Here is a 14901-nt window from a genome sequence, read left to right as displayed (position 1 = left end):
GCTCCGATCGGTATCAAAGCAAGGGGCGAAGGTAGCTTCAGCCGAAGCTTCCGCACAGGCTGGTTATCTCTTGAGGGAACTTCGAGTGCGTTGACGTGCAAAATGACCAATTTGTCCAAGAGGCGCTAGATCGTGAAAATGTATTTGAGTTATTGATGCGGGTTATGAATGACCCACAGTGCCGTTCGCGTTTCTTGCCGCTATCGTGCACCATATACGAGCTTCTCTCGGGGCTTACGGCCCGAACCTCGGGCACCAGTTGTGCAAGCCGCGACGGCGTTCATTGCCGATTCAGCGACTGAACACGGCTTAGAAGTCTCTGCAGAATAGAACCGTCGGTTTCGAGGTGCGATGTGGCCCGTGGCATTCCTCGCTACGGCATCACGCTGCGCGGCAAGCGGCAATAACAATCGTCTATCGACTCTATGGCGAGAGGTGATTTCCCTTGCCGGTGTTGCAAGGTCACTCTCCAAAGCATCGTCGTGCGGAAACTTTGCACGTGGATCAAATAGTGCACAACGCAGGCAAGGTGAAAGAAGGCTCATATGAACACCACCGTGTTGAAAGCAATGACCATCCCCGCTGCGACGTTGGTCGTGGCGATTGCACTGGGTGGACTGTTCGCACCAGCTGCGGTACGCGCCGGTGAATATTGTAGCGAAGATGGTTATAGTTTCGCGCGGGACTGCAGCTTCAGTTCGATGGAGCAATGCAAGGCAGCGATATCCGGCACGTACGCCGCGTGCCTCAGCGATCCGTTCCCGAAGGACGACAGTATCGAGACGATCAACCACAACTCGGATACCTATTTGCTCTGCCGTCCCATCGCGCGTCCATCGCAAGCAGCGCAGCCGGCCGCCAAGGCCGACAAGTAGAGCAAACACTCGAAGGACAGACCATAACGACACTCGAAGCACCAAATCGAAGAACTCATCTGGCGTCAGCCGCTCCGGCCCGACTGTTCGTCTCCGAACTGAGCGGAGACCGCATTCACTCGATAAATCCAGTCGGATGAGACCGCAAGACCATCGTCACCGATGGCATCGTCGTGGATGCGGAGGCAAGTCACATCTATCGGATCAACATGGGTATAGAGTCCAGGCTCGATATGCAAAGCAACGATGCAATTGAAGTCGTCGCGCCTCTTGGCGGCGGGATCAGCGAAGTTACCCTTTTCCCAGATGCGGCTGCCGTTTTTGCGGGCACTGCGGGTGTATTGTTGGAACCGGGCCGGATTTTTCACGCCGCCGGACGGCATCTATCATGGCTTGAGAGCGCCGTCGCCCTGTTCGTGGGGAAGATCGAGATCCCTGTGATTTGCAGAGATGGTGGAATTGCCGGCGTGCTGTGCCGCAACTCACCGCTGGCCAGCGCCTCGCGCTCTACTCCGCTGATGCAAGATCAAGACACCGGCGTCGGAACAGCGGTGCGAGTGCTGCTGCTGCCTGTATCGAGACCGACCGGCAGTAACAGTGCGACCTGTCCAATTTAATTGCAACATTCTAGGTCTCTTGGAGAGACGAAAGTGAGCGCGACTGACAGAACGGAGTATCCGGCTCCGGCGACCCGGCTCGATCGCGGTCCGTTTCGCCGCCTTCTACGATGCGGCGGCGCGCCGATCGGTATGCTGTTCGCGCTGGCGCTCGCTGGCTGCGACGGGAAGGCGCAATCGCAGGTGGCCGCGCCTCCGCCGCCGGTGACGGTGGCCCAACCGGTCAAACAGACCGTCACCGACTGGGACGAGTTCACCGGCCGCTTTCAGGCGGTCGAAGAGGTCCAGGTCCGCGCGCGCGTCGGCGGCTTTGTCACCAATGTCGAATTCAAGGACGGCGACATCGTGCATGCCGGCGACCTGCTCTACATCATCGACCCGCGGCCGTTCGAGGCGGTGGCCGAGCAAGCCAATGGCCAGCTTGCCGACGCCCGGGCAAAGACCGAGCTTGCAAAGCGCGAGCTCGATCGCGGCCTGACCCTTGTCCAGACCAGCGCGGTCTCCCAACAGGTCGTCGACCAGCGCCGCGAGGCACTGCAGGCCGCGCACGCCGCCGAGATCCAGGCGGAGGGCGCGCTGAAGGCAGCCCAGCTCAATATTGAATTCACCCATGTGGTGGCGCCAATCAGCGGCCGCGTCAGCCGCCATCTCGTGAGTGTCGGCAATCTCGTCAGCGGCAGTGACAATGGCGCATCCACATTGCTGACCACCATCGTCTCAATGGACCCCATCTACATCTATTTTGATGTCGACGAGGCGACCTACCTGAAGAACAACAAGCTGTGGTTCGAGGGCAGGCGACCGAGCTCTCGCGATACGCCCAATCCAGTGCGGGTGGCGCTGACCGGTGAAAACAAGCCTTCGCACGAAGGCCACATGGATTTCATCGACAACCGGCTCGATGTCTCCACCGCCACGCTGCGCAGCCGCGCGATCATCCCGAACCACGATCTGTCCATCCTGCCCGGCCAGTTCGGCCGCGTCCGGCTGATTGGCTCTTCGCCCTATGAGGCGCTTCTTTTGCCAGATACCGCGATCGCGACCGACCAGTCGCGCAAGATAGTGTTCGTGGTCAACGATGACAACACTGTGGAATCGCGCGCGGTCGAACTCGGTCCGCTGGATCAGGGCCTGCGAGTAGTCCGCACAGGGCTGAAGCCGGAGGATCGTGTCATCATCGACGGCCTGCAGCGTGCCCGCGTCGGCGCCAAGGTGAGCCCGCACAAGGGCGAGATCAGCGGCAACAAGTCATGAATCTCGGACGTCTTTCCGTCAACCAGCCCATTCTGGCGATGGTACTGTCGATCGTGCTCCTGATTGTGGGCACGATCGCCTACCAGACGCTGCCGGTCTCGGAATATCCGCAGGTCGTACCGCCGACCGTCACGGTTACCACGCAATATCCGGGCGCCTCGGCCCAGACCGTATCCGACACGGTCGCAGCTCCCATCGAGCAGGAGATCAACGGCGTCGAGGACATGCTGTACCTGTACAGCCAAGCGACCTCAAACGGCCAGCTCACCATCACCGTGACCTTCAAGCTCGGCACCGATCTGGACAAGGCCCAGGTGCTGGTCCAGAACCGCGTCGCCATCGCGCAGCCGCGGCTGCCCGAGGAGGTGCAGCGCAACGGCGTCGTCACCCGCAAGAACTCGCCGGACATCCTGATGGTCGTTTTCATGCTGTCGCCCGACGACAGCTTCGACCAGCTCTACATCTCGAACTATACGCTGCTGCAGGTGCGCGACCAGCTGTTGCGGCTCGACGGCGTCGGCGACATCCAGATGTTTGGCGCACGCGACTACTCGATGCGGCTCTGGCTCGACCCCGACAAGATCGCCAATCTCGGCATGACCTCAAGCGACGTCATTGCCGCGGTCCGGGCCCAGAACCTGCAGATTGCCGGCGGCCAGATCGCGGAGCCGCCGATTGCGGATCGCGCATTCCAACCGAACCTCGTCTTCACTGGTCGCCTCAAAGATATCACGCAGTTCGAGGACATCGTGGTGAAGGCTAGCTCCGACGGTCGTACCGTGCGGCTGCGCGACGTCGCGCGGATCGAGCTTGGCGCGCTGGCCTACACCACCAACAGCTTCATACTGCGTAAGTCAGCCGTCGCGATGGTGGTGACGCAACGGCCCGGATCGAACGCGCTCGCCACCGCGAAGCATATCTCCGACACGATGGCGCAGCTCAAGACGAACTTCCCAAAGGGGCTCGATTACAATATCGGCTACAACCCCACTGAGTTCATCGCCCAATCGGTCCATGAGTTGATCAAGAGCATCTACGAGGCGATGGCGCTCGTCGTGATCGTGGTGCTGGTGTTCCTTCAAGATTGGCGGCCTGCAATCATCCCGATTGTCGCAATTCCGGTGTCGCTGGTCGGCACCTTTGCAGCGATGGCCGCGCTCGGCTTCGGCATCAACAACCTCACGCTGTTCGGGCTCGTGCTTGCGGTCGGCATCGTGGTCGACGATGCTATTGTGGTTGTCGAGAATGTCGAGCGACATCTCCAGCTCGGTATGAGCCGGCGCGAGGCGGCGCTCAAGACGATGGAGGAGGTTGGCGGCGCACTGCTGTCGATCGCGCTCGTGCTCTGCGCGGTGTTCGTGCCGACCGCGTTCCTCGGCGGCATCTCCGGGCGGTTCTTCCAGCAATTCGCCGTCACCATCGCGGTCGCGACCGCGATTTCGTGCTTCTGCTCGCTGACGCTGTCGCCAGCACTGGCCTCGAAAATCCTTACTCCGCACGAGGAGAAACGTCGGCCGGCGCGCTGGAACATCATTGCGCGTGGCTGGGACAGCTTCACCGTGCTTTTCAACCGCATCTTCGATCGCCTGGCGCACGGTTACGCGGCCGCCGCCAACTTCGTGATCCGCCATACGGTGGTGATGCTTGCAATCTATCTCGCGCTGATCGGCAGCGCCGGCTGGCTGCTCGCCACCACCTCGCAGGGTTTCATTCCCGCGCAGGATCGCGGTTACCTTATCATCTCGGCGCAATTGCCAGGAGCCGCATCGCTGGTGCGGACCACCGCGGTGGTGCACGAAATCGAGCGGATTGCGCTGGATACGCCGGGTATCGTCCGTGTCGCGGCGTTTGCCGGCTTCTCCGGCGCGACCCGTACGCAGGCGAGCAACGCCGCGGCTCTGTTCCCCGTCTTCGATGAGCCGGAGGCGCGGGTCAGGAAGGGGCTGACCGCCAGCGTGATCACTGCCAATCTGCGCAAGCGGTTGTCGGCGATCCAGGGCGCCTTCATCATCGTCATTCCACCGCCCGCAGTACCAGGCATCGGCACCGGCGGCGGCTTCGCCATCCGCATCCAAGATCGACAAGGGCGCGGCCCCGAGCTGCTCGGAGCCGCCACCGACGAACTCGTCGCCGCCGCGCGGAAGTGGCCAAACCTGACCTCGGTGTTCTCGCCGTTCACGACAAATACGCCGCAGCTGTTCGTCGATATCGATCGCGTTAAGGCGCAGAAGCTCGGCGTCCCCATCACCAACATCACCGACACGATCGAGACTTACTTCGGCTCGACCTATGTCAACGATTTCAACCTGTTCGGACGCACCTATCACGTCACTGCGCAGGCCGATCAGCCGTTCCGGAAAGAACCGGCCGATCTGGCGCGGCTGCGTACCCGCAACGCGGCCGGCGACATGGTGATGCTCGGCAGCATCGTCGACTTCAAGGACATCTCGGGACCCGATCGTGTCGCGCGCTACAATCTCTACTCAGCATCCGAGCTCCAGGGTGAGCCGGCACCGGGCGTGAGCTCGAAGACCGCGCTCAACACCATCAAGCAACTGGCCGACAAGACATTACCGAGCGGCTTTTCCTTCGAATGGACCGATCTGTCCTATCAACAGGTGACGGGTGGCAATGCCGGACTATATGTGTTCCCGATCTGTGTGCTGTTCGTCTATCTGGTGCTGGCGGCGCAATATGGCAGCTGGACGCTGCCGCTCGCGGTACTCCTGATCGTGCCGATGTGCCTGTTCGCAGCCACCATCGGCGTGCGCATCATGGGCCAGGACATTAACATCCTGACACAGATCGGCTTCGTGGTGCTGGTGGGGCTTGCGGCCAAGAACGCGATCCTGATCGTCGAGTTCGCGCGCGATATCGAGCTTGAAGGCAAACCGCGCCTGGAGGCGGTGATCGAGGCCTGCCGGTTGCGACTGCGGCCGATCCTGATGACCTCGTTCGCCTTCATCCTCGGCGTGCTGCCGCTCGTCTTCTCAACCGGCTCCGGATCGGAGATGCGCCAGGCGGTCGGCGTCGCCGTGTTCTTCGGCATGCTCGGCGTCACACTGTTCGGCCTGATCTTCACGCCGATCTTCTACGTGGTGGTGCGCAACCTCGCGGAAGGCAAGAAGGAGGGCAACACAACCCAAACGATGGCGGCCGCGGCGGAGTGAGTTGCGGTGACGCCGATGCGCGATGAAGCCGGAACACTACTAAAGAGAATGACCGAGGAGAAATTTTCATGAAGGCAATCGTTGTGACGGACCAAGCTGCGGGAACGGCCGGGATGAAGCTGGTGGAGCGGCCCGAGCCGCAGGCAGCGATAAACGACGTCGTAGTTCAGGTTCATGCGTCGGGATTCACCTGGGATGAGCTGACCTGGCCCCCGACCTGGACCGACCGCCTCGATCGTGACCGAACACCGTCGATCCCTGGGCACGAACTGGCCGGAGTGGTCACCGCGCTCGGCTATGGCACGACAGGACTGTCGGTGGGACAGCGGGTGTTCGGCCTCACGGACTGGACTCGCGACGGCACCCTGGCCGAGTATGTGGCGGTCGAGGCGCGCAACCTCGCGCCGCTGCCGGGCGATGTCGATTTCACGGTGGGCGCGAGCCTGCCGATGCCGGGCCTGACCGCATGGCAGGGACTGTTCGAGCACGGCCGCCTTCGGGCAGGGCAGAGCGTACTCGCGCACGGCGCGGCCGGAGTAGTCGGTTCGATGGTAGCCCAGCTCGCACGTGAGGCCGGTGCCTACGTCATCGGCACCGGACGCTCCGCCGACCGTCAGGCGGTGCTCAACTTCGGCGCGCAAGAGTTCGTCGACCTTGAGAACGACGCGCTGGAAGACGTCGGCCCAGTCGATCTGGTTTTCGATGTCCTTGGGGGCGATATCGGGAAGTGGTCCGCGCGCCAGATTCGAGCCGGAGGAACGCTGGTAACCATTGCCGGCCCGACCGAGGCACGTCCCGCCAACGGCTTGGCGGTCGATTTCGTCGTCGAGTCCGATCGTGCCCAACTGGGTGAGATCGTCCAGAGGGTGCGGGACGGACGACTGCAGACGAACATCAGTGCAGTCTCGTCCCTCGACGATGCCGTCGCCGCCCTGAACTCGACTGAGCGACGTAAGGGGAAGACAATCATCTGCGTTCGTCCGTAGGGACACGTGCCCATTGATGCATCTAGTCGGCCGGCGCGGTCTGGGTCGACCGGCTGCGTCCCATCAGCAGTAGTCACCGAGAGGCATCCATGGCTTTCACGCTAAAGATCAACGGCACACCCCATGAGGTCGATGTCGACGGCGACACCCCGCTGCTGTGGGTGTTACGCGATGTGCTCGGTATGACCGGGACCAAGTTCGGCTGCGGCCAGGCCCTGTGCGGCGCCTGCACCGTGCATGTTGACGGCCATGCGGTCCGCTCCTGCCAGACGCCGGTCGACAGCGTCGGCGACGGCGCGGTCACCACGATCGAGGCGATCGGCCGGACGCCGATGGGCGCGGCCTTGCAGAAGGCGTGGCTGGAGCTGGAGGTGGTGCAGTGCGGCTACTGCCAGTCCGGCCAGATCATGTCGGCGACGGCGCTGCTGAAGGACACTCCGAAGCCGACGGATAACGAAATCGACGCGGCTATGTCGGGCAATGTCTGCCGATGCGGCACCTATCAGCGCATCCGCGCTGCGATCAAGCACGCTGCGGGAGTTTGAGATCATGAGTGAGCTTATTCTGAAAGATCAGGGTGCGGGTCAAACGGCAGTGTCGCGGCGCGCCTTTCTTCAGGGCACAGGTTTGCTGCTTGGTTTTGCGCTGACCGGTGCGAGCACGGAGTCCGTCTTCGCGGCGCCTGCTTCGCAGGTGGTCGAAAACGAGGTCACGGGTACTTTCGCGCCGAATGGATTTATACGGATCAATCCAAGCGCCGCTGTGACCTTGGTCATTCCGATGATCGAGATGGGACAGGGGGTTTACACGTCGCTCTCGATGCTTCTTGCTGAAGAACTGGAAGTGAAGCTTGACCAGATTCAGGTTCAGCATGCGCCGCCCAATCATGCACTTTACGTCAATTCGATCATAGGCATTCAAAATACGGGTGGTTCCGCCTCTGTCCGCGCCTTCTGGACACCGCTGCGGCAGGCGGGGGCGATAGGTCGTAATCTGCTGATTGCGGCAGCCGCAAAGCGCTGGAATGTCGATCCAGCGACTTGCTGCGCCAAGGATGGCGTCGTATTCGATGCGTCAGGCTCGAAGCATCTGAGCTACGGTGAACTTGCGAAGTCCGCGGCGAAATTACCTGTGCCGCCTACGGCAAACGTCAAATTGAAGGATCCGAAGGATTTCACCTTGATCGGCACGCGTGCCAAGCGCGTGGATTCGGCAACAAAGGTCGATGGGCGCGCGCTCTACGGCATCGATACGCGACTGCCGGGTTTGAAGGTCGCGGCGGTTGCTATTTCTCCCGTGCTCGGTGGCAAAGCAAGAAGCCTGGACGAGAAGGCCGCGCTGGCAGTGAAGGGCGTCCGGCAGGTGGTCAATATCGATGAAGCTGTTGCCGTGGTAGCGGATCACATGGGTGCGGCGAAGAAGGGGCTCGAGGCCGCCGCCATCACGTGGGACGACGGGCCGAACGGCAAGGTCAGCAACGCCGATATCGTCAAGCAATTGGAGGAGGAGTCCAAAAATCCGGGCGCTGTTGCCCGTAACGTCGGTGATGTGGGGAAGGCACTTGCGGAGGCAGCGCAACGGGTTGACGCCATCTATCAGGTGCCTTTTCTGGCCCATGCGGCGATGGAGCCGATGAACTGTACCGTTCATCTGCAGAAGGATCGTTGCCACATTTGGGTCGGGACACAGGCGCCTACGATCACGCAGTCTCAGGTGGCCGAATTAACCGGCCTGCCAAAGGATGCGATCAAAATCTACAATCATCTGATTGGCGGTGGCTTCGGCCGAAGGCTGGAAGCCGATGGCACGATCCTCGCCGTCAAAATCGCCAAGCAAGTCGACGGTCCGCTGAAGGTGATCTGGAGCCGCGAGGAAGACATCCAGCACGATATGTATCGGCCGTACTATCTCGATCGGCTCTCGGCTGGACTTGACGCGGCCGGCAAGCCGGTTGCCTGGACGCATCGGATCGCCGGCTCCTCAGTCATGGCTCGCTATTATCCCCCTTACTTCAAGGACGGCTTGGACCCCGACGCCATAGAAGCGGCGGCCGAGCCGCCTTATGCACTGTCCAATATCCTCGTCGACTATGTCCAGGTTGAGCCCCCTGGTGTCCGGACGTCTTGGTGGCGCGGTGTCGGACCGACTCACAATGTTTTTGTGGTCGAAAGCTTCATGGATGAGCTCGCGCATGCCGCGAGGCAGGATCCCTTCGCTTATCGCAAGGGATTGCTTGGCCATAGTCCGCGAGCGCTTGCTGTTCTGTCGCTTGCTGCGGAAAAGGCAGGGTGGGGCTCGCCTCTTCCCGAGCGGCATGGCCGGGGGATTTCGGTACAATTCGCATACGGAAGCTACACGTCGCAGGTCGCCGAGGTCGAAGTGGCGGCCGATGGCTCCGTCAAAGTCAAGCGGATCGTCTGTGCGATCGATTGCGGCATGTACGTCAACCCCGATACGATCGAAGCACAGGTTCAGGGTGGAACGCTTTTCGGGCTGACCGCTGCGCTCCATGGCTCGATCACCTTCAAGGATGGACGCGTCGAGCAAGGCAATTTCGACACCTATCTGCCGATGCGTATCGACGAGGTACCGGTGGTGGAGACGCACTTGATTAAGAACGCAGAGGCTCCGGGTGGCGTCGGTGAAGCTCCGACAGCCATTGTCAGTGCTGCAGTGACCAATGCGATCTTCGCCGCGACCGGAAAGCGTGTGCGCCGCCTGCCGATCGATACGGAGTTGCTCAAGCAAGCGTGAAAACCCGCTGCCGGTCATCGCTCAAGCCGGTCTCGACGCGGGCAGCTGCTTGATGTCGCAGCCGACGGCTCCCGCACAGGACGCCGCGATCTCCTATTGCGCCAGGCAACTTATGCGAGCGCGGTCGATCCCAGCGGCTTCCAACTCGCCAACCCGCTCACAGTAGCCTCGAATTCAACCTCACTTTGCAGTGCGCCGATGACCTCTCGCAACTCGCTCACTATCGGTGTGATCTAAACTTGCTTTCTTGTCTTGAAGACCTCGACCCGTGCCGCGCATTGCGCCCGCCTCTCACGAGTAGTCACCGCCGCTTTGCTGAGTGAGACTGCCGAGGTAGTCACGCTTCCCGATCTTCGCTCCGAGGCGCCGAAGGATCGCGTGCGCAATCGTTATGTGGAAGAAGAAGTCCGGCAGCACTAGGTGTCGGATGTAGTCGTCACCGCCGAACCACCCGCGCACGATAGGCGGCGTCAGTTCGTATGTGTGGGACTGCGCGCCGGCAATCTCGTCCGGCTGCACGTTTTGGAGGAAACCGCGAGTCTCAAGGAGCCGCGCCTTCAATGCCGGATACACCATCGGGGTCTTACGCGGTGTCGGCGGGTTGTGTTGCATCAACTTCGCCATGTGCGCCTCAACCTTGTTGCAGCTTACGGAGAACTGTTCTCCGAAGGTCAGCATGTCGGACGCGAGCCGCTCGCCAAGAATCCTCCCGGGCTCGAACCCCTTGGTCCGTTCGAGTGCTTGGGCGTCGTCGAGATAGTCGTCCATCACGTTCAGTCCATGTACCATGACAGAAACAGTGATGTCATAAACCGAGAAGGACACGCTGACCTCCACGCGCTCGTTGTGGTGTGAACGTCGGTCGGACCCGATAGGTCCCGAAACGAACGGTTACAATAACTCCATCTGTCTCACGGCTTGCCGCATCAGTTAAGCGGGACTCGACATTGGCGTCCGCAAAGCGGCAGCAAGAGAAGAGCGTCTACGCATGCGGCCGCCTACTAACGCAGGACGGGATATCCGTTCACGTAAATCCAGGGTTGCCAGGGTGCGTTCCCTTGCTGTCTTTCACCATGACGAACCAACCCTTGAGCTTGTCGGCGTGGCTTACTGTGCCGGTGGTCATCTCGTTCGTCGAGGTCGCGAAGACCTCTTTCACCAGAACGGCGCCGTCCGGGAATTACCCAGTCCTCCGGTCGGCGTCGATCGCCCCCGCGGACGCATAGACGGCGTGCATTTCCTTCGAGCCTTGGTCTCGCTCAACGAGCCGCTACTTCAACGTAGCAAGATAGGCAACGAGGTCGGTCCGGTCCGTCGGATTCTTCAGCCCAGCGTAGGGCATCGTGTTTCCGGGAACCACCTTCTGCGGCGATTCCAGATACGCATCGAGGATCTTCGCATCCCATACAATATCGGAGTTCTTCATCGCGCCACTGTAGCGGAAGCTGGGAACCGTACCCGCCTTCCTGCCGATGATTCCTCCCAGGCCCGGCCCGACGCGATCGGCTTGATCCGTAGCGTGGCACGTTGCGCAAGCCTTGAATACGGTTTTTCCGTGCTCGGCGTCCTGCGCGTAGCCTGGATTTGCGGTCGCTCCTGCAAATACGAACGCCGCGATAATCGCGCCAACTTTTCCTGCGTCTTTCATTGGGAACATCCTTTTTTAGATCGGGATCAGAAGCGGCGCGGCCGCGCAACGTAATCGTTGAGATCGTCGCCGGGCCGAAGCGCGAGTGCCCCCAGCGAGCCTGCCGGGTTGTATCCGCACTGAACGTGTGGTTGGTCTGATAGACGCGGCTATCGTGGGGCCCTGTCCGGGCCGCCGTCGTCGGCGCAATGTCCGCGCCTGTCGCGTTGGCGATCTCGTCGATCTTCTTCGAAGGCCAGGCTGACAGTCCTCGGTAATTTCATCGGGGCTCCTTTGCTGCCGCGCGCGTCACGGCGGCTCGGCGCAATAGGTTCAATCCTTGTCGAGGCGGCCGCGTGTGGTCGGCCCAGCAGATCCAAAGATCGGATACAGCGGACGAAATTTGAAATTCCCTTTGGACATGCATTCGATAGGCGTGAGGTATCGTCGTCCAAAAGCGCTGTGCGCATCTGCGTCCGGCCCGTCCACGATCAGTCGTCGAAGAGTGCGCCGTACTCGAGGTCTCCGGCGGCGTAGGAGGACACGAAAGGGCACTTCGCGATCACTCTTCCCCATCGCGTCGCAACGCTTCGAGAGGCCATGCGCCGGCCGCGATCCGTACCTTGGCCGGACAGTTCTTGCAGCACCTCCGTGCGGAGCAGGGCGACGCGGCTTTTAGTACGCGACTGGAAGCGCGCCGTCGCCTAAGGGCATGTCAAGCCGGCTCATTGCCGGGTTGTCCCGGATACGGCCACGGCAGGCTGTGTGGGCTGTGTGTCTGGACGAATGGCGACGGATTGCGGATTCGCGGTGCGATCCGCGGAGTTACGTTCCCGCCGCGGCGGCGTGCGCCCGCGGCAATCCCGTTTGGGCCATTGAAGGAACACGCGCCGATGCACGATCTGACTGCTGCGCCGTCCCATAGCGACCACAACCTCTTTCGCTCCGACGTTGTCGACGGACTGTCCTGCCTTCAAAAGACGATCCCGTACCGCTGGCTGTATGACGAACGGGGTTCCGACTTGTTCGAGGAGATCACGCGCCTCGAGGAGTATTATCCGACGCGCGCGGAGACAGCGATCCTGCGAGCGCGCCAACCTGAACTGCGAGAGTTCGCCGGCCCGGGACCTATCCTGATCGAGTACGGCGCGGGTGCGGGAGTGAAGACCGAACTCATGCTGGGCTCGCTCGCGGAGCCGCGAGGCTATGTCCCCATCGACGTCGCGCACGAGTACCTGCTACAGACGGCGCACCGTATGGAACGCCGCTTTCGCTCTCTATGGGTGCGGCCAGTCGAACGCGACTTCCTGAGCGCATTCGAGATGCCCACGGACATTCCCGCGGGCCGGCGCGTCGGCTTCTTCAGTGGCTCGACGATTGGAAACCTCGACGCCGCGGAGGCCGAGGCTTTCCTCTTGCAGATGTTGCGCCATGTTGGACCCGACGGCGCCGCGATCGTCGGCGTTGACCTCGTGAAGCAGGTCGAGACGCTGCTCCGCGCCTACGACGACAGCGAAGGGGTCACGGCGCAGTTCAACCTCAACCTGCTCGCCCGCATCAACAGGGAACTCGGGGGCGACTTCCACCTGGATCGCTTTCGGCACGTCGCGAGGTGGAACGACTCCGAAAGAGCGGTCGAGATGCACCTGATCAGCCTCACAGACCAGTGGGCCTCGATCGGTCAGCGCCGATTCCACTTTGGGGAGGGCGAGACTATCTGTACAGAGAGTTCGAGGAAATACGATCACGAAAGATTGGGCGCACTCGCGGAGCGTGCAGGCTGGCGCGTGTCGCAGGCCTGGGAGGACGATAAGCGGCTGTTCAGTGTGTTCGCGCTCTCGCCTCGGGCGGCGCGGAGTCCGCGCTGACATGCCACCTCGCGATGTAGCCGCAAAACCACAAGTCGGGAGAGGCTCGATGCAGGGAACGGGCACGTCAACTGGATCCTTTCCGCTGCGATTGGAACGCTCGCGCGCGCCGAGGGAAGCGTGCTCGAAGAAAGCGACATCCACATCCACGTGCCCGGAGGCGCGATGCCAAAGAACGGACCGAGCGCCGGGGGCGCGATGTTCGCACCCCTCGTGTCTCCCGTCACTGGTTGGAATGTCCGAAGCGACACGGCCATAACGGGGGAAATCTCGCAGCGGGGCCTTGTGTTACCCCGTAGGCGGGATCAAGGAGAAGCTCGCCGCTGCGGCCGCGGGCTTGGCCGCACGGCACTCGCGGTGACAGCACGACCTGTGCGTCCGACACCCGTGCGTCGTAATCGGTAGGCACGAACCCGGCTCCGCGATCTAGGCTCGGGTCTCCTGCTGACCCGCGTCGATATGCGTTCGCGTGAATTCATAAACGTTCGCCGGTCGCTGAAACGCTCAGCCGGATTATTCATGTTGCGGCTGAATAAATCTAATTCGGCTGCAACCACTACTCGGTCAGCCGCAACTGGCTATTTGTTCACTGTCTTCAGTCGAAGGCAACGATCCTAGATCAGCTTGGAGCACGGCAGGACCCTTCGCCAAGTTGCGCAGGCTGGCTGCCTGCGTGAGATGGCATCGTCCCGCTGTCCCGGAACTGAGCTGATGTGGACCTGAATACCATAAAGGGCTTCTGAACGTGGCAGGTGAGCCGTTCTGGCGTATATCGCAACAAGACCTCGACAAGTTGATGACCACGTTGGACATCACCTTCGTCAGGCTTTCGGAGTGCGCGCTTGCCGCGGGTGCCCACCTGGCGGTTAGCCGCGCGGAAACCCCCACCATCCACTACTGCCTTCGAGGCGCCGGGTTCGTCCTCCTGGACGACGAAACGCCCATACGCCTGACGCCGCACACGCTGGTGATCGTCCCGCCTTCGCGAGCAATGACAATCGCCGCGACGGAGCGCCCGACCGCACCACGGAACGTCGGCAAGTACGGCGAAGGCGCCTTCGCGCCGGGCTCGTCGCACCGGCATACCGTCGGAGACGGCGAGCCGACACTGGTGCTTGCGTGCGGGAGCTTCCGAGCCAACTACGGGCCAGGACTGGACTTGTTCTCATCCCTTGCAACGCCCATTGTTGAGACGTTCGACGTGCACGACCAGCTTGACCAGGTGATGGCCTACGCAATGGCCGAGCTCGCGGCCCAGGACGTCGGCGGAGGGCCGATGTCGGCGGCGCTGCTGAAGCTCGTGCTGCTCGCGCTGCTTCGCCGTTGCCTAGTCTCGACGAAAGCGTGGGTGGAGCGGTTTTCGATCTTGAGCGACCCGCCGATCGCACGCGCTTTCGCCGAGATGGCCTCGCGCCCGTCCCTTCCGCACACCGTTCAAAGTCTGTCGCACGCTGTCGGTCTTAGCCGCTCAGCTTTCATGGCGCGGTTCTCCGCCGCCTTGGGAGAGTCGCCCATATCACTGCTGCGCCGCGTGAGGATGCGCCACGCTGCTGACCTGCTCGCAGCCAACGCGCTGTCGATCGACCAGGTCGCCCTAAACGCCGGCTACCAGAGCCGGAGCAGCTTTACGCGCACTTTCCGCAGGTACTACGGCAGCGACCCGTCAGAATACCGCTCCAAAGCGCAGCGCGCCCCGTCCTCAAGCGCGGCCCTGGTCGAAGATGCGATCGAGGAATCCGACGCCGCGTGA

The 14901-nt window shown here is 61.8% G+C and carries 11 protein-coding genes and 2 pseudogenes; 10 read left to right on the top strand and 3 right to left on the bottom strand.

Going from position 1 to position 14901, the window contains the following annotated elements:
• The first annotated feature begins 545 nt into the window (after positions 1-545).
• From JQ632_RS21500 to JQ632_RS21470, 7 genes are all read left to right on the top strand, one after another.
• The gene (locus JQ632_RS21500) at positions 546-875 is read left to right on the top strand and encodes a DUF3551 domain-containing protein (RefSeq protein ID WP_212404575.1); all 330 of its coding nucleotides are present in this window, start codon (positions 546-548) and stop codon (positions 873-875) included.
• A 173-nt stretch (positions 876-1048) separates the two neighbouring features.
• Positions 1049-1492, top strand: a complete 444-nt coding sequence (locus tag JQ632_RS21495) for a hypothetical protein (RefSeq protein ID WP_212404574.1) — start codon at positions 1049-1051, stop codon at positions 1490-1492.
• Positions 1493-1618: 126 nt separating this feature from the next.
• Complete coding sequence (locus tag JQ632_RS21490) at positions 1619-2746, top strand: efflux RND transporter periplasmic adaptor subunit (RefSeq protein ID WP_409363504.1); 1128 nt, start codon at positions 1619-1621, stop codon at positions 2744-2746.
• Positions 2743-5916, top strand: a complete 3174-nt coding sequence (locus JQ632_RS21485) for an efflux RND transporter permease subunit (protein ID WP_212404573.1) — start codon at positions 2743-2745, stop codon at positions 5914-5916. The genes JQ632_RS21490 and JQ632_RS21485 overlap by 4 nt, the downstream gene beginning before the upstream one ends.
• A 68-nt stretch (positions 5917-5984) precedes the next feature.
• Positions 5985-6902 carry an NADP-dependent oxidoreductase gene (locus JQ632_RS21480; RefSeq protein WP_212404572.1) on the top strand — a complete coding sequence of 306 codons (918 nt, stop codon included), beginning with the start codon at positions 5985-5987 and terminating at the stop codon, positions 6900-6902.
• Between the two features lie 89 nt (positions 6903-6991).
• On the top strand, positions 6992-7447 hold the full coding sequence (locus JQ632_RS21475; protein ID WP_212404571.1) for a (2Fe-2S)-binding protein: 456 nt from the start codon (positions 6992-6994) through the stop codon (positions 7445-7447).
• Positions 7448-7451: 4 nt separating this feature from the next.
• Entirely contained in the window at positions 7452-9656 is a 2205-nt protein-coding gene (locus JQ632_RS21470) for a xanthine dehydrogenase family protein molybdopterin-binding subunit (RefSeq protein WP_212404570.1), read from the top strand.
• 291 nt (positions 9657-9947) lie between these two features.
• Here JQ632_RS21470 and JQ632_RS21465 read toward each other — a convergent pair whose 3' ends face one another.
• The 3 genes and pseudogenes from JQ632_RS21465 to JQ632_RS21455 form a co-directional block, all read right to left on the bottom strand.
• Entirely contained in the window at positions 9948-10481 is a 534-nt protein-coding gene (locus tag JQ632_RS21465) for a DUF1993 family protein (protein WP_212404569.1), read from the bottom strand.
• 199 nt (positions 10482-10680) lie between these two features.
• A pseudogene (locus tag JQ632_RS40090) lies at positions 10681-10824 on the bottom strand (cytochrome C); the annotation flags it as partial.
• A gap of 102 nt (positions 10825-10926) precedes the next feature.
• Positions 10927-11304 (bottom strand): c-type cytochrome, encoded by a 378-nt coding sequence (locus JQ632_RS21455; protein WP_212404568.1) that lies wholly within the window; start codon positions 11302-11304, stop codon positions 10927-10929.
• Positions 11305-12176: 872 nt separating this feature from the next.
• On the opposite strand from JQ632_RS21455, the gene egtD reads away from it, so the two are divergent.
• The 3 genes and pseudogenes from egtD to JQ632_RS21440 all read left to right on the top strand — a co-directional run bounded on the left by egtD (position 12177) and on the right by JQ632_RS21440 (position 14901).
• Positions 12177-13151 (top strand): L-histidine N(alpha)-methyltransferase, encoded by a 975-nt coding sequence (egtD, locus tag JQ632_RS21450; RefSeq protein ID WP_212404567.1) that lies wholly within the window; start codon positions 12177-12179, stop codon positions 13149-13151.
• A gap of 117 nt (positions 13152-13268) precedes the next feature.
• Positions 13269-13491: pseudogene (locus JQ632_RS21445) on the top strand (S16 family serine protease); the annotation flags it as partial.
• A 456-nt stretch (positions 13492-13947) separates the two neighbouring features.
• Positions 13948-14901: an AraC family transcriptional regulator gene (locus JQ632_RS21440; protein WP_212404566.1), complete on the top strand. Its 954-nt coding sequence runs from the start codon at positions 13948-13950 to the stop codon at positions 14899-14901.

The organism is Bradyrhizobium liaoningense (genome assembly GCF_018130955.1).
In the GTDB taxonomy this organism is placed as follows: Bacteria; Pseudomonadota; Alphaproteobacteria; order Rhizobiales; family Xanthobacteraceae; genus Bradyrhizobium; species Bradyrhizobium liaoningense_C.
Note: the sequence above shows the minus strand (reverse complement) of the source record. Positions and strands in the feature narration are given on the sequence as shown.